Source organism: Tessaracoccus flavus, from assembly GCF_001997295.1.
GTDB classification, from domain to species: Bacteria; Actinomycetota; Actinomycetes; order Propionibacteriales; family Propionibacteriaceae; genus Arachnia; species Arachnia flava.
On sequence record NZ_CP019605.1, the window covers coordinates 582,238 to 596,260 of the forward strand.

Here is a 14,023-nt window from a genome sequence, read left to right on the forward strand (position 1 = left end):
GGAATGCTAGCGCTAACGCAGGCCCCGGAGGAAGTCTTCGTCGTCGTCGGGGGCTCGGGGGCCACGGTCGATCGAGGGGTTCGACTTGATGGGGCGGCCCAACGTCAGCCAGGCGACCGGCCCGAGGACGGGCAGGCAGACCACCGCGAAGGCCCACAGCCATCGTGGCATCAGGCGCACCTTGTACCCCCGTGCCTGCGCGACTTCCACAACGCAGTACACGGTCAGCATCACGATTGCGATGATCAACAGAACCCGAGCCACGCAACCAGTCTACCCGCCGTGGCTAGGGTGACCACATGGACGATCTTCGACGCAGGGTGCGAGGTTTCCTGGCTGGCGGGCCGGGCCTCTGGCTGGCCCCCGGTGACGGCACCCCTCCGCCGGGATGCGTGGTCGTGGCGACGTCCGGGACAACCGGCGGCGCCAAGCTCGTGGTGCTCAGCCGGGGCGCGCTGATCGCCGCGGCGGAGATGGCGGCGGCCCGGCTCGGAGCCGCAGCCACCTGGCATCTGGCGCTGCAGCCCACCTACGTGGCCGGACTGATGGTGCTGGTGCGGGGCGAGCTCGGCGGAGGTGTGCGGCAGGCGTCGCCCTCTCTCGACGATCTAGATCCGGTCGCCGGCCCCAATGCGGTGTCGGTCGTCGGCACGCAGCTGTATCGCGCTGTGGCTGACCCCTCGCGCGCCGCGAGGCTGGCGCGTTTCGACGCCGTGCTGGTCGGGGGGCGGCGCTGGCGCCAGACCTGCGGCAGCGAGCCGAGGCTGCGGGCATTCGCGTCATCGAGACCTACGGCATGAGCGAGACGTGCGGTGGCGTCGTCTGGGACGGCCGCCCGCTGGACGGCGTCGACGTGCGGCTGGGCGAGCGTGGCCGGGTCACGATCGCCGGGCCCACCGTGTTCGACGGCTACCTCGGTGATCCGGACGCGACCGCCGCAGCACTGGTCGACGGGGCGGTGCTCACGCGGGATCGCGGGCGGTGGGACGACGGAAGGCTCGTCATCGACGGCCGACTGGACGAGGTCGTCATCAGCGGAGGGGTCAACGTCGACCTTGCCGAGGTGCGGCGGGCCGTGGCAACGATCGACCCGGGGGCCGACGTCGTGGCCGTGCCCGACGACGAGTGGGGTTCGAGGGTGGTGCTGGTCGCGGCGTCGGGGCCCTTGGAGCAGTGGCGGCAGCGTCTCCGGGCGCTGGTGCCATCGACGTCCCTGCCCCGCCAGGTGCTGCATGTCGCGTCGCTGCCGCTAACCCCGGGCGGCAAGCCCGATCGGCCGGCGCTCGTCGAGCTCGCGCAGCGCACTGCCGGCCACGGCTAGAGTTGGGCGCGCCATGGAGAATTCCCCCGCCATCTGGGCTGTCGGTGCCCGCCCCCGCACGTTGCCCGCCGCCGTCGCCCCGGTCATTGCGGGGGTCGCGAGCGCAGCCACCGTGGACGAATACCACTGGTGGGTGGCGCTGGGTTGCCTGGTGGTGGCGCTGGCCCTGCAGGTGGGCGTCAACTACGCCAACGACTATTCCGACGGCGTCCGCGGCACCGACGACGAGCGCGTCGGCCCGACCCGGCTGGTCGCGTCGGGCCTCGCCTCACCCAGGGCGGTGAAGACCGCGGCATTCCTCTCGTTCGGTGTGGCCGCCGTCGCCGGGCTCGCCGTCGTGGCGCTGAGCGGACACTGGTGGCTCCTGGGCGTCGGGGCCCTCAGCGTGCTGGCCGCCTGGTACTACACCGGCGGGGCCAAGCCGTACGGATACCTCGGGCTCGGTGAGCTCATGGTGTTCATCTTCTTCGGTCTGGTGGCAACGGTGGGCACCACCTACGTCATCGCCGGCACCGCCCCGGCTCAGGCCTGGCTCGCCGCCACCGCCGTCGGAGTGCTGGCGAGCGGAATCCTGGTGGCCAACAACCTGCGAGACATCGCGACCGACTCCGTCGTCGGCAAGATGACGCTCCCGGTGCGGCTCGGCGATCGCAACACCCGGCTCTTCTACGCCGCGCTGTGCGCCGTGGCGGCGCTCGCAGTGGTCGGTTACGCCGCGCTCACGTCGTGGTGGGCGCTGCTCGGCCTCCTCGGCGTCGTGCTGATCCTGCCCGGCTTGAAGCTGGTCCTCGGCGGGGCGACGGGGCGGGACCTGATCCCCGTGATCCAATCCACCGGCATGGCCGAGGTGGCCCTGTCGATGGGCCTGCTCGCCGCGGCCTTCCTCGCATGACCCCGTTCGTCTACGACATCGCGCTGTCCGTGCCCTTCCGCGGCCTCTCCAGGCGCAGCGGGGTGCTGTTCGAGGGTCCGGCGGGCTGGGCCGAATGGAGTCCGTTCCCCGAGTACGGCGATCAGGAGGCGGCAGAATGGCTGCGCTCAGCGCTGGAGACCGCCACGCACGGCCACCCTGCGACGGTCCGGGACCGGGTCGAGGTCAACGGCATCGTGCCGGCGTTGAGCCCCGCCGACGCCGCCGCCCGCGCCGTCACCTCCGGCTGCCGGACCATCAAGATCAAAGTGGCCGCACCGGGGGATCCGGTGGCCGACGACGTCGCGCGGGTCGCGGCGGTCCGCGAAGCGCTTCCCTCAGCCCGGCTCCGTGTCGATGCGAACGGCGGTTGGACCCTCGCGCAGGCCGCCGAGGCGTTGAGGTTGCTCGAGCCGATGGGACTCGAGTACGCGGAGCAGCCGTGCGCCACCTTCGGCGAGCTCGCGTCGCTGCGTGCGATGGAGACCGGCGTCCTCATCGCTGCGGACGAGTCCATCCGTCGCGCTGACGACCCGTACCGTGTCCGTGACGCCGGGGCCGCCGATGTCGCCGTGCTCAAGGTCCAACCGCTGGGCGGCGCGCGCGCCTGCCTCCGACTCGCGGACGAGCTCGGCCTACCGGTCGTCGTGTCGAGCGCCGTCGAGACATCGGTGGGGCTCGCCTCCGGGCTGGCCCTGGCCGGGGCTCTCCCCGACCTGCCCTTCGCCTGCGGCCTCGAGACCGGACGGCTCCTCGCGGGCGACGTCGCCACGGAACCGCTCGTGCCGGACGACGGCTGGCTGGTCGTGCGGGACGTCACACCGGACCCGGCCCTCCTGCGGGTGCACCGGGCTGGTCCGGACCTGACGAGCTTCTGGTTGGATCGGTGGGAGAGAGTCAGCCGGATCGTGGAGGACCAGGGATGAGCAGCATCGAGATGGGCGCGGCCATCGTCGACGCCCTCGTCGGGGTCGGCGTGCGCGACGTGGTGCTCGCCCCGGGCTCCCGGAGCGCTCCGCTGGCTCTCGCCGTCGACAGGGCCGCGGCCGATCACCGCGTCCGTCTGCATGTCCGCATCGATGAGCGGGTGGCGGGGTTCACCGCCCTCGGCCTGGCCAAGGCGGGGCAGCAACCCGTCGCCGTCGTGACGACGTCCGGCACCGCCGTGGCCAACCTGGCCCCGGCCGCCATGGAGGCGAGGGCCTCGGGCGTGCCGCTGGTCCTGATCACGGCCGACCGCCCCGCCCATCTCGTCGGTACCGGGGCCAACCAGGTGGCCGATCAGGTGGGTGCCTTCGGCGCGTCTGCGCTGGGAGTCGTGCGGCTCTCCTCCGAGTCGGGTGACGCCGCCGCGTGGGCCGCCGGGGTCCACCGCGCGGTCACGCTGGCCAGCGGCAAGCTGAGCGGCGAGCCCGGACCGGTGCAGCTCAATGTGGAGTTCGCCCCTCCGCTGGTCGGGCCCCTGCCCGCAGCCGTCCAGCGCGTCCTCGACGTACACGCCGAGTCTGGACCGACGCAGCCGCACGTCCTCGAGCACCCCGCTCGAACGGTCGTTCTGGCCGGCGACGCGACCCCCCAGGTTGGAGCGGAGGCCCGCGCCCTCGCGGAACTCACCCGAAGTCCGCTGCTTGCGGAGCCGTCGTCCAACGCGCGCGCCGGTGAGTGCGCGATCGCCGCCTACCGCGAGGTGTTGGCTGAGCTGGCGCCCGAGATCGAGCGGGTCGTCGTCTTCGGGCACCCGACGCTCTCCAGGCCCGTGGTCTCGCTGCTCTCCCGCGACGACGTCGAGCTCGTCGTCGTCACCGACCGCGCAACGTGGCCCGACCCCGGGCACCGGGCCACGCTCGTGGCCAGGGCGGTGGAGATCCCGACGCAGGACGACGGGTGGTTGGACCGCTGGCAGCGCGCCGACGTGCGGCGCTCCAACGGCCCGCAGCAGTTCATCGCCGACGAGGTCGTGAGTTGCGCGGGCCCGGACACCAACCTGGTTTTCGGGTCGAGCTCGATCATCCGCGCTGCCGACCTCAGCCCGGTCGCCCCGCGGCCTCCGCTGGTCTATGCCAACCGGGGCGTGGCTGGGATCGACGGGACGGTGTCGACTGCGGTCGGGATCGGACTCGCCACTGGCCGGCCGACGACCGTCCTGCTGGGCGATCTCACGGCACAGCATGATCTGGGTGGTTGGGTGAAGCCCACTCTGGAGCCGTGGCCGGACCTCCGCGTCGTCGTCGCGGATGACGACGGCGGATCGATCTTCCACGGACTGGAGCAGGGCGCCCCGGAGTTCGACGGGAGCTTCGAGCGCGTTTTCGGCACTCCGCAGGGCCTGGACCTTGTCGCGGTGGCATCAGCTCTCGGCTGGACCGCCGTGCGCGTGCAGGACCGCGGCGGCCTGGTTAAGGCCCTGTCCTCGGACGCGGACTTCGTCGTCGTCTCTGTTCCCCGCGGCTGAGGGAAGCCGGCGTCCCCAGAGGTGCCATTCAGCGACATGTACGACCACTATGGTCGCGCGTGTCACCACACTGACCCCTTCAGAGTGGGTGAAGGGAAGCCCACTTCCAGGTGAGGGAGACGGATGCTGGAGATCGTTCCACGCTCCCTACCCGGAGAGACGGGCAAGGCTAGGAGGAGTCCTGGTCCCGCAACCAGCGGCGCACGGCCAGGGTGGCCCGCACGTCGTCCTCGTTGTACTCGAGCACCCGGCGCCGCGCGGAGTCACGCGCCTGTGGCGTCGCACCAGTGACGGCTTCGGCGAACCACGTCTGGGATGCGAGACCTCCAGGCTCCTCGTCGCGCCACTCGAACCCCGCGCCGCGGGAGGCCACCACCTTGAGTCCCAGGCCGTCGACGCCCACGTAGTTGTCCCGCACGAACCCGAAGAGGTCGACGAAGTGGTCGCGGATGAGATCGCAGACCCGGAGCAGTGCGGGGTGGCCGCTCCGCTCGGCGAGCCTGCTGAGGTGGATGGTCTCGTAGTCGGAGTAGTGGAAGACGAGAAGGTCCGGGTGCGCCTCGACCAGGTCCAGCAGCCACTCGGCGAACTGGGCGGCCAGCTCAACCTCACTGTGGCCAGTCGCCTGTTCGAACCGGCTGAAGTGCGCGAACCTCGTCCCGGCGGCGTCGGTGACGAGCGCGCCCCACAGGTACACCGAGCCGTCGTCGGCTGTCTCGATGTCGAGGTCGATCTCCACCTCAGCGCTGGGCACGCCGATCGGTTCGACGGACACGCGCTCCAACTCCACTCCCCGCGCGAGCATGCGCGCCCGCCGTGCGGCCTGGCGCAGCCGCTGCTCTGACCGGTCCCGGTGGCCGGTGAGCGGGAGGTAGGCCGGGAGGATCTGGTCGACGTCGGCCTCAGCCAGCTGCGCGACGGTCGTGATCCCGAGGCTCATGAGTGTCTGGAGCTCGCGGACGTCCAAGGGCGCTTTGGAAATGCGCAGCGAGAGGTCGTCGTCGTCAATGAGCGGCCGGCAGACCTGCCACCAGGCGCACCAGTCGCATTCCTTCACTCGGATCGGTCGCACGACCGGGGGCGGGTCGCCCTCGCCGGTCCGCTCAGCGGCGCGCTGCGCCACGTAGACGCGGAAGCCGTGCTCGTGGTCGTAGCGCTCCAGCGCGGAGCGGAGCTTGTGCCCGGCTGTCTTGGAGTAGGTGCGCAGGAATTTCGTCGTGAGGTCCACCCAGGTGACGCTCGGATCCTGTCCCTCGGCCCGGTCGTCTCCGACGACGCCGGCCAGCGGTGTCGCGGAGGCGAACCCGCACGACTCCAGCAGCCGCCAGTGGTGCGCGAGCTCGAGCAGAACGCCCTCACGGTACGTTCGGTAGCGGAGGTCGGGGAGCGGTCTGAGCGCCGAGATGGCGTCGAGTGGTGATGTCTGGAGCGTCGCTGAGCCGAGCTGCTTCTCCCTGACGCGGTAGGGCTTGACCTTGAGCGGCCAGTATCCCGGGGCCCCGGACTCCGTGTCGTGACCGCGCACCAGGACGTCGGGGCGGCCGCTGCGGTGGCCGTCGAGATCCAGCGGCAGGACGCCGCCGATGATGACCGGTGCCCCGGCGCCCATCGCTGCCAGGCACTCCGTCTCGCGCTCAGCCATGGTTGCGCCCGCGTCATGCAGGCCCCGCAGATCCACTGCGCCGGGCGGTCCGTCGACCAGCCGTGACAGGACTCCGTCACGGAAGTCGGAGCCGCCGCCGAACGACTCCCTCAGCGATTCGTCCAGGGGGGTCTGCGGCTTGGCGACCGTCGGGTCGAACGTGTGAAACGTCTTGACCGGGCAGCTGCGGGCGGCGTAGGCGTCCAAGACGAACTGGTTCATCAGCGCTTCCAGCCCCGATGGAGCGCGACGATGCCTCCGGCATGGTTCTGCCACTCGACGTCGGTCCATCCGGCCTCGACCATCAGGTCCGCGAGTCCGCGCTGGTCGGGCCACGCCATGATCGATTCGGCGAGGTAGCCGTAGGCCACCGGGTTACTGGAAGCCTTCGCGATTGTGGGGAGCGCCCCCACCAGGTAGTTCGTGTAGACGTGCCGGAAGGCCGGGTTGGTGGGCGTGGAGAACTCGGCGATGACGAGCCGCCCCCCGGGGCGGGTGACGCGGCGCATCTCGACGAGCGCGTCGAGCGTTCGCTCCACGTTGCGGAGCCCGTAGGAGATCGTCACCGCCTCGAACGTGTCGTCGGGAAAGGGGAGCGCGAGCGCATCGCCGGCCACGAAGTCGAGGTGGGGCTGCTGCTTGCGACCCTGCGTCAGCATGCCGATCGAGATGTCGGAGGCCACCACGTAGGCCCCCGACTCCGCGATGGCCGCGGTCGACGTGCCGGTGCCGGCAGCCAGGTCGAGGATGCGCTGGCCCGGCCGCGGTTCGATCGCCCGGACGGTCGCCCGCCGCCAGGCGTGCACCTGCCCGAGGCTGAGCACGGAGTTGAAGAGGTCGTAGCGCTTCGCCACTCCGTCGAACATGGCGGCCACATCGCCGCGCCGCTTCTGCATCGTGGCCCGCTGATTCTGCATTGCTGCAGCCTAGCGGCCCGCACCGACGAGGTTGGTGCTGGCAGTCTTGGAGCTGTGATCCCGAAACTGGTCCTTGTGCACGGCTCGATGTCGTCGGCCCAGCAATGGGCGGACTACCCGGCGCTGCTGCCGGAGTTCGACGTCGTTGCCATCGACCTGCCCGGCCACGGCTCGAAAAGTGGCACACCCTTCACGACGGAGGCCGCTCTCGACGCCATCGCGGAAGCGGTCGACGGCGCGGTCCCCGTGGTCCTGGCGGGACACAGCCTCGGCGCGTACCTCGTTGGGCTCTTCGCCGGGACCCGGCCACACCGGCTCCGAGGCCTGGTCCTCATGGGGGCGACGGGCAACCCGCGCGGTCGCCTCGCCTGGACGTACCGGGGCTTCGCCGGGCTGACCCGGCGGGTGGATCACTCCGTGCTCGCGCGCCTACGGGGCGGGGTGGCGCGCCTGCTCGGGGTCCGCCCAGAGCTGCTACCGGCAAGACCGGACTACACGACCCTGCCCGCCATCTGGGAGTCGGTCATGCGGGACTGCCCGCCCAGCGTGCTGCGCAGTGTCGGGTGCCCGGTCCTGTTCATCAACGGTCAGTTCGATCAGATGCGGGCCGACGAGCGCCGCTATCTCGCTCGGGTGGAGGGCTCGGCGCTGGAGATCGTCCCCCGCGCCTCGCATTTCGCGCCGCTCACCCATGCGCCCGAGGTCGCCGAGGCGATCCGTCGCTTCGGGTTGTGAGCCGCTCCTGAAGGGCACGCGAGCCTGAGGCGCCCTGTGGTCCCCGGGCGTTGGCGCTGCCCAGGGATTGCGTGGGTGGAACTTGAGCAAATGAGATGGTTCGTCGTCGCGACACGCCGGGATAACAGCGTTTGGATTCGTTGACCCATCTCATTTGCTCAACTCCTCGCCTGCCAGGGGAGAGGGGCGGTAGCGAGGCGGACCGGGCTCCCCGGGCGGTCAGAGGTCGCCGAGGGTGAGAGCCCGGTAGCAGTGGTACGCCGGCTCCTCGTACGGGTGGGCGGCGAGCATGGCCTCGACTGCGCCCTTGGCCAGAGCGTCGTCGCAGACGCACTCGATGCGCACCTCGTCGACCACCTCGGGACGGCCGGGTTCGCCGAGGTACGGCTCTGCGCCCTCCTCGGGGCGGAACCGCCCCTCGCCGGACGCGGAGAAACTGCAGGCCGTGTAGTTGCCGAGGGTGCCCGCCCCGGCCGCGGCCAGGGCGGCACGGACCTCGTCGGCGTGGCTGCGGGGCGAGAAGACGACGATGACGATCATGGCCCCATTGTCCCGGTTCCCCGGATGTGACCAGGTTGGGCCGATGGGGAACAATGGCCCCGTGGCTAAGAAAGACGTCGTGCTCCAGGTCGAGAACCTCAAGAAGGCCTATGGCCCCGTCACCATCGTTGAGGGTTTCAGCATGAAGGTGCACGCCGGCGAGGCGGTGGCCCTGACGGGGCGCAACGGCGCCGGTAAGTCGACGGTGCTGCGCTGCCTGGTGGGGGCGGATCGGCCCGACGAGGGCACGGTCACCGTCAACGGCATCAAGGTGTCCGAGACCAACGCGCGCATCCGTCGTGACGTGGCCACGGTCATCGACGACCTCGACTTCTTCCCCGACCTCAGCGTGGTCGAGCACCTCGACCTGCTTGCCCGGGCGCACGGCCTGGAGGACCCCGACGATCTCGTCGACGAGGTGCTCGAGGAGGTTCAACTGGTACCGCAAGCGGGTCAGTTGCCCAGCACACTGTCGTCCGGCCAACGCCGACGGCTCGCCCTCGCCACGGCCTTCGTCCGCCCGCGCCAGCTGCTCGTCCTGGACGAGCCGGAGCAGAGGCTCGACGTCGAGGGCGTGCAGTGGCTGGGGGAGAGGCTGAAGTCGGATCTCGCCGGCGGCCTCGCCATCGTCCTGGCCAGCCACGAACCGGCACTCCTCGAGGCCATCGGCGCGCGCACCATCAGGCTGGGTATCTGATGACCACCGACCAACTCGGACCGATCGGCGTCGTCGACGAGAAACAACTCAAACTGCTGATGAGGGACTGGCGCCGGGGACGCGCCGACCGCAACCTCTGGCAGGCACTCTCCGACGCCTACATCATGGTCTTCGCCCTGCTGATGATCGGCGCCATGATCATCTCGTCGGTGGTTCGGGCCCAGCAGGTGGTGGCCGTCTGTGAGACCGACGGCTGCCTCGCCGCGCGGGGCCTGCTGCCGTGGGCGGCGGTGGCCGGGATCCTCGCCTCGACGCTCATCCTCGCCCGCATGTTCGGGCCCATCGTCGCCTCGACGGCGGAGGGCTTCTGGCTCATGGACGGCCCCACCGACCGGCGCAGGCTCCTGGCCGGGCGCCTCGTCGCGGCCGTGGCGCTGGCGCTGGTGCTCGGGGCCCTCCTGGGTGCCCTCATCGCCGCGCTGACCGGATCGCCGCTGACGCACGTCGGGATCTGGTCCCTGGCCGGAGGGCTGGGCTCGGCTGGTCTCATCGCCTTCGCCGCCGCCGAGCAGGGCGCGGACCGGCGCTGGCTGGTGGGGCTCGTGCAGTGGGTCATCGGCGCCGCGGCGATCGGCACGATGGTCATCCTCGTCGGCGGGGCGGCCGGGTGGTTCGATCTCGGCGCCGCCGCCCAACTGTCGGTTGAGCTCGCCTACATCGTCGCCGGTGTCGGGCTCCTGCTCATCGTGGGGGCTGGGATCATCGCGTTCCTGAGGCTCGGCAGGATCCGCCGGCAGCGGCTCACCTCCGGCGGCTCTCTCCTGAGCGGCCTCCAGGGCGCGGCCTTCGCGTTGGAGTTCGCCCTGATCCGCGACATCCTCGTCGAGGCCAAGTCCAAGGAGCGGGGGCATGTGCGCCCGACGCGAGGCTCCGGCTCGGGGATGCGGGCGCTCGTCATGCGGGACGTGCAGCGTCTGTGGCGACAGCCGCTTCCACTGCTGATTCTCGCCGCGACCGTCATCGTGCCGTACGCGATCCAGGCGCTCGGGCTGGCCGCGCTCAACCCGCCGATCTCGGCGTTGGTGCTGATGGCCGCCCTCATCCCGTTCATGAACTCGCTCAGGGTGCTCACCCGCACCCGAGGCCTCCAGCGCTGCTTCCCGTTCGACCCCGCACAGGTCAAGCAGGCGGCCATGGTGGTGCCGGCGCTCCTCGCTGCGGCGTGGGCGGGCGCGGCCTTCCCCGCCTTCCTCGGCGTCGGCGGGGGAGTGGTCGTCGATCCCGTCGCCGCCGGCTCTGCGGCGCTGGTGACCGGGCTCGCAGGCTTCCTGGCCGCAGTGCGCTGGGTGAGCGCGAAGCCCGCGGACTACTCGGGCCCCATCGTCGCGACCGGCCTCGGAGCCATGCCGCCGGGGCTCATGTTCTCGCTGCTGCGAGGCATCGACATGGTCGCCCTCGTCACCCTGCCGATCGTCCTCGGCTGGCCGGTGTGGGTGTCCCTGCTGATCGGCCTCATCGCCTTCTACTTCCTGCGCTCCGGACTCGATCGGGAAGAGCTCATGGCGCAGCAGGAGGAGCAGAAGCGACTCCTCGACGAGGAACGCGCGCGCCGCGCGGGCAACGCCCCCAAGCAGAAGATCCAGGTGCAGCGTAAGCGCTGACCCTTGACGACCGGCGCCGACTCGTTCGACGCGCGCGGTGGAGGGATCAGGCGAGCCCGAGGGCCTGCAGCATCGGCACGAACTTCGCGCCGGTCTCGGCGAGCTCGGCGTCCGGGGACGAGTCGGCCACGATGCCGGCCCCGGCGAAGAGCTGGATCTCGTCGGGGCACTGGGGCCGGACCTGGCCGCCGCGTAGAGCGATGGCCCATTCCCCGTCGCCCTCGGTGTCGACCCAGCCGACGGGCCCGGCGTACCGGCTCCGGTCGAGCGACTCCAGTTCGGCGATGATGTCGAGCGCCAGATGCGTCGGTGTGCCGCACACCGCGGCGCTCGGGTGCAGGGCAGCGGCCAGCGCCAGCGCGCTGTTCTCCGGCTTCGCCACGCCTGTGATATCGGTGGCCAGATGCATGACGTTCGGGAGCTTCAGCACCGACGGCGCCTCCGGCACGTTCATCGCCTGGCAGAACGGCGCGAGGGCCTGGGCGACGGACTCGACCGCGAACTCGTGTTCGCCGATGTCCTTGCTTGAGCGCGCCAACTCGGCTGCGCGCGCCAAAGGATCGGCGTCGGCGTCGTGAGAGACGGTCCCGGCGAGCACCCGTGAGGTCACGAGCCCACCCTGGCGACGCAGCAGCAGCTCCGGCGTGGCCCCGACGAGGCCGTCGACGAGGTAGGCCCACGTCGTGGGGTAGGAGTCGATGAGCCGACCGAGCAGGAACCGCAGGTCGAAGGGCTGGTCGGCGCGGACGCGGAGGTCGCGGGCGAGCACCACCTTGTGCACCTCGTCGCGCCTGATCAGGGAGACGACCTCCGCGACGATGTCGGTCCAGACGTCCTCGCCCATCGACCCGCCGAGCACCTCGAGGCCGGACGGGGCCCGCACCGGCTCGCCCCTGGGCGGCAGCGAGCAGTCGGTGTGGTTGGTGCCCAGACGCGTCAGCCAGGAGACGCCTCCGCGTCGCCCCAGGATGAGCTCGGGGACGGTCAGTACCGAGCGTTCCTCCGACCGGTCGGGGTCGAAGGTGAAGGAGCCAACCGCGATCGGTCCCGTGCCGAATTCGCCCGGCATCTCCGAATCGTGGTCAATCTGGGCCGAGATCTCGTCCCACCACACGTCGGCAGCCTCTGCCCGGTCGGTCTCGAACCGGGCCACCTCGCCCAGCGTGATGAAACCCTCACCGCGGCGGATGAACGCGCTGCTGAGGCCAGCCTCGGGGAGGAAGCGCTCCAGCGGTCCGGGGTCGTCGACGGCGACGGTCGTGGCGCGCATCCGAGCGCTCCCGAAGTCCAGAATCACCTACGCGAGCATAGCTGTGCGGTCGGCTCAGAGCCATTCTGCCCAGAACGGGAACCCTGTTATTTACGAAACATTCGGGTGCCTTAAATGCGCTGCGACTAGGTAATCTGCCCCGTGGGTAACGCGCCGGTGGGCTGGGTGGCCGAATTGTTCGGCCACCCCTAGACTGAGCCGGAAGTCTGATGACGGGAGCCGGAAATGTCGTTCGCCATGCCCGACGGCGCGGCGCCTGCATACCCGACGGAGGAGGCCGACGTCATCGTCGTCGGCGCCGGTCCCGCGGGTGCCACCACCGCGGCCTACCTTGCCCGGTACGGCCTGTCGGTCACCATGCTGGAGAAGTCGACCTTCCCTCGCGACAAGGTCTGCGGGGATGGGCTGACGCCCAGGGCCACAAGGGCGTTGACCAGGCTCGGCATCGATCTGTCCGACGAGACGCAGTGGCACCGCAACATCGGCCTTCGGTCGTGGGGTGTGCATCCCTACCCCTTTGAGTTCAAGTGGCCGGAGTTGACGGACTTTCCTCCGTTCGGCGTGGCGCGTGCCCGCAAGGACTTCGACGAAGTGCTGGCCCGGTTCGCCGTGGCTCAGGGCGCAGCTCTCATCGAGGGCGCGGCGGCAGAGTCGCCCATCCTCAACGACCGCACCGGCAGGATCGAGGGGGTTGTCACCAAGGACGGGCGGCGCTTCCGTGCCCCCTACGTCGTGGCAGCCGACGGAGTGAGCTCGCGCCTGGCGGTGGCCATGGGCATCACCAAGCGCGAGGACCGGCCGATGGGTGTGGCCTATCGCACGTACTACCGCACTCCGAAGGGCGACGACGACCACCTCGAGTCCTACCTGACGCTCTGGGACGGCGAGCCCGGCAAGTCGAACCAGATGCCCGGCTATGGCTGGATGTTCCCGCTCGGCGGCGGCATCGCCAACGTCGGCCTCGGCGTCCTCAACACCGGCAAGTCGGTTCAGCAGACCGATCTGCGCGGCCTGCTCAAGAACTGGGCGGCCAGCGCACCCGAGGCCTGGGGGTACCGCGACGCGGAGGAGATCGGCAAGATCCAGGGCGCCGCGCTCCCGATGGCGTTCAACCGCACCCCGCACTACGGACGGGGCCTGCTCCTGGTCGGTGACTCCGGCGGCATGGTCAGCCCGTTCAACGGTGAAGGCATCGCCTACGCGATGGAGGCGGCCGAGGCCGCGGCCAGCGCGGTTGCGGAGGCCATCTCGCGTGGCGTCGGCACCGGATCGGCCGAACGGGCCATGCAGGCCTACCCTGCGGTCATGAAGGAGAGCCTGGGCGGTTACTATCGCCTCGGGGTCACCTTCTCGAAGCTGATCGGCGATCCGCGCATCATGCACCTGTGCGTCAAGTACGGGCTGCCCCGCAAGACGCTGATGAACTTCGTGATGAAGCTCCTTGCGCACCTGACCGACTCCCATGACGGCGACGCCACGGACCGGATCATCAACGCACTCTCCAAGGCCGTTCCGTCGGTCTGATCGGGAAGGAACAACTACGCCATGAATCTCTACATCCCCATCGTGGGCATGGTGCTGCTTGCCACCGCCTTCGTCGTGGTGTCCATGGTGCTGAGCCTCGTACTGGGCCCGCGGCGCTACAACCGCGCCAAGTACGACAGCTACGAGTGCGGCATCCAGCCGACGCCGCAGCCCGTGGGCGGCGGCCGGTTCCCGGTGAAGTACTACATCACGGCCATGATGTTCATCGTCTTCGACATCGAAGTCGTGTTCCTCCTGCCGTGGGCGGTCGCCTACAACCAGTTGACCACGTTCGCCGTCGTCTCGATGATCGTCTTCATCGTCGCGGTGTTCATCCCCTACTTCTACGTCCTGCGCCGTAACGGCCTCGACTGGGAATGATCGGAAGAATCA

Annotated in this window: 15 protein-coding genes; 10 read left to right on the plus strand and 5 right to left on the minus strand. The window is 70.3% G+C overall.

Annotated elements, in window-relative coordinates; genetic code table 11:
- Positions 1-12: 12 nt before the first annotated feature.
- On the minus strand, positions 13-264 hold the full coding sequence (locus tag RPIT_RS02510; RefSeq protein ID WP_077340300.1) for a PLD nuclease N-terminal domain-containing protein: 252 nt from the start codon (positions 262-264) through the stop codon (positions 13-15).
- Between the two features lie 35 nt (positions 265-299).
- Here RPIT_RS02510 and RPIT_RS14870 point away from each other — a divergent pair, with 35 nt between their 5' ends.
- Genes RPIT_RS14870 through menD form a run of 5 tightly spaced genes read left to right on the plus strand, consistent with a single transcriptional unit; the run spans position 300 to position 4,683 of the window.
- On the plus strand, positions 300-800 hold the full coding sequence (locus RPIT_RS14870; RefSeq protein ID WP_157633326.1) for a hypothetical protein: 501 nt from the start codon (positions 300-302) through the stop codon (positions 798-800).
- Positions 797-1,321 (plus strand): class I adenylate-forming enzyme family protein, encoded by a 525-nt coding sequence (locus tag RPIT_RS14875; RefSeq protein WP_335755109.1) that lies wholly within the window; start codon positions 797-799, stop codon positions 1,319-1,321. The genes RPIT_RS14870 and RPIT_RS14875 overlap by 4 nt, the downstream gene beginning before the upstream one ends.
- 13 nt (positions 1,322-1,334) lie before the next feature.
- Positions 1,335-2,213: a 1,4-dihydroxy-2-naphthoate polyprenyltransferase gene (locus RPIT_RS02520; RefSeq protein ID WP_077340302.1), complete on the plus strand. Its 879-nt coding sequence runs from the start codon at positions 1,335-1,337 to the stop codon at positions 2,211-2,213.
- Positions 2,210-3,157: an o-succinylbenzoate synthase gene (locus RPIT_RS02525; RefSeq protein WP_077340304.1), complete on the plus strand. Its 948-nt coding sequence runs from the start codon at positions 2,210-2,212 to the stop codon at positions 3,155-3,157. Before RPIT_RS02520 ends, RPIT_RS02525 begins: the two co-directional genes overlap by 4 nt.
- On the plus strand, positions 3,154-4,683 hold the full coding sequence (gene menD / locus RPIT_RS02530; RefSeq protein WP_077340306.1) for a 2-succinyl-5-enolpyruvyl-6-hydroxy-3-cyclohexene-1-carboxylic-acid synthase: 1,530 nt from the start codon (positions 3,154-3,156) through the stop codon (positions 4,681-4,683). Before RPIT_RS02525 ends, menD begins: the two co-directional genes overlap by 4 nt.
- A 169-nt stretch (positions 4,684-4,852) precedes the next feature.
- Here menD and RPIT_RS02535 read toward each other — a convergent pair whose 3' ends face one another.
- Positions 4,853-6,547 carry a TM0106 family RecB-like putative nuclease gene (locus tag RPIT_RS02535; RefSeq protein WP_077340308.1) on the minus strand — a complete coding sequence of 565 codons (1,695 nt, stop codon included), beginning with the start codon at positions 6,545-6,547 and terminating at the stop codon, positions 4,853-4,855.
- Positions 6,547-7,242: a demethylmenaquinone methyltransferase gene (locus RPIT_RS02540; RefSeq protein WP_077340310.1), complete on the minus strand. Its 696-nt coding sequence runs from the start codon at positions 7,240-7,242 to the stop codon at positions 6,547-6,549. Before RPIT_RS02540 ends, RPIT_RS02535 begins: the two co-directional genes overlap by 1 nt.
- Positions 7,243-7,296: 54 nt before the next feature.
- On the opposite strand from RPIT_RS02540, the gene RPIT_RS02545 reads away from it, so the two are divergent.
- Positions 7,297-7,977, plus strand: a complete 681-nt coding sequence (locus tag RPIT_RS02545) for an alpha/beta fold hydrolase (RefSeq protein ID WP_077340312.1) — start codon at positions 7,297-7,299, stop codon at positions 7,975-7,977.
- A 219-nt stretch (positions 7,978-8,196) separates the two neighbouring features.
- Here the strand turns inward: RPIT_RS02545 and RPIT_RS02550 are convergent, their stop codons facing one another.
- Entirely contained in the window at positions 8,197-8,517 is a 321-nt protein-coding gene (locus tag RPIT_RS02550; RefSeq protein WP_077340314.1) for a YqfO family protein, read from the minus strand.
- Between the two features lie 43 nt (positions 8,518-8,560).
- Between RPIT_RS02550 and RPIT_RS02555 the strand changes: the two genes are divergently transcribed.
- Both RPIT_RS02555 and RPIT_RS02560 read left to right on the plus strand, forming a co-directional pair.
- Positions 8,561-9,214: an ABC transporter ATP-binding protein gene (locus RPIT_RS02555; protein WP_176789277.1), complete on the plus strand. Its 654-nt coding sequence runs from the start codon at positions 8,561-8,563 to the stop codon at positions 9,212-9,214.
- Positions 9,214-10,836, plus strand: a complete 1,623-nt coding sequence (locus RPIT_RS02560) for a DUF6297 family protein (RefSeq protein ID WP_077340318.1) — start codon at positions 9,214-9,216, stop codon at positions 10,834-10,836. The genes RPIT_RS02555 and RPIT_RS02560 overlap by 1 nt, the downstream gene beginning before the upstream one ends.
- A gap of 46 nt (positions 10,837-10,882) precedes the next feature.
- On the opposite strand, the gene RPIT_RS02565 is transcribed toward RPIT_RS02560, so the two are convergent.
- Positions 10,883-12,133: an isochorismate synthase gene (locus RPIT_RS02565; protein ID WP_077340320.1), complete on the minus strand. Its 1,251-nt coding sequence runs from the start codon at positions 12,131-12,133 to the stop codon at positions 10,883-10,885.
- Between the two features lie 198 nt (positions 12,134-12,331).
- Here RPIT_RS02565 and RPIT_RS02570 point away from each other — a divergent pair, with 198 nt between their 5' ends.
- The gene (locus tag RPIT_RS02570; RefSeq protein WP_077340322.1) at positions 12,332-13,630 is read left to right on the plus strand and encodes a geranylgeranyl reductase family protein; all 1,299 of its coding nucleotides are present in this window, start codon (positions 12,332-12,334) and stop codon (positions 13,628-13,630) included.
- Between the two features lie 21 nt (positions 13,631-13,651).
- Positions 13,652-14,011, plus strand: a complete 360-nt coding sequence (locus RPIT_RS02575) for an NADH-quinone oxidoreductase subunit A (RefSeq protein ID WP_077340324.1) — start codon at positions 13,652-13,654, stop codon at positions 14,009-14,011.
- The last annotated feature ends 12 nt before the right edge of the window (positions 14,012-14,023 follow it).

Coding starts and splice junctions, on each gene's coding strand:
- RPIT_RS02520 (WP_077340302.1), top strand. CDS start 1,335: ATGGAGAATTCCCCCGCCATCTGGGCTGTCGGTGCCCGCCCCCGCACG.
- RPIT_RS02570 (WP_077340322.1), top strand. CDS start 12,332: ATGTCGTTCGCCATGCCCGACGGCGCGGCGCCTGCATACCCGACGGAG.
- RPIT_RS02575 (WP_077340324.1), top strand. CDS start 13,652: ATGAATCTCTACATCCCCATCGTGGGCATGGTGCTGCTTGCCACCGCC.
- RPIT_RS14870 (WP_157633326.1), top strand. CDS start 300: ATGGACGATCTTCGACGCAGGGTGCGAGGTTTCCTGGCTGGCGGGCCG.
- RPIT_RS02525 (WP_077340304.1), top strand. CDS start 2,210: ATGACCCCGTTCGTCTACGACATCGCGCTGTCCGTGCCCTTCCGCGGC.
- RPIT_RS02540 (WP_077340310.1), bottom strand. CDS start 7,242: ATGCAGAATCAGCGGGCCACGATGCAGAAGCGGCGCGGCGATGTGGCC.
- menD (WP_077340306.1), top strand. CDS start 3,154: ATGAGCAGCATCGAGATGGGCGCGGCCATCGTCGACGCCCTCGTCGGG.
- RPIT_RS02535 (WP_077340308.1), bottom strand. CDS start 6,547: ATGAACCAGTTCGTCTTGGACGCCTACGCCGCCCGCAGCTGCCCGGTC.
- RPIT_RS02550 (WP_077340314.1), bottom strand. CDS start 8,517: ATGATCGTCATCGTCGTCTTCTCGCCCCGCAGCCACGCCGACGAGGTC.
- RPIT_RS02560 (WP_077340318.1), top strand. CDS start 9,214: ATGACCACCGACCAACTCGGACCGATCGGCGTCGTCGACGAGAAACAA.
- RPIT_RS14875 (WP_335755109.1), top strand. CDS start 797: ATGAGCGAGACGTGCGGTGGCGTCGTCTGGGACGGCCGCCCGCTGGAC.
- RPIT_RS02555 (WP_176789277.1), top strand. CDS start 8,561: ATGGGGAACAATGGCCCCGTGGCTAAGAAAGACGTCGTGCTCCAGGTC.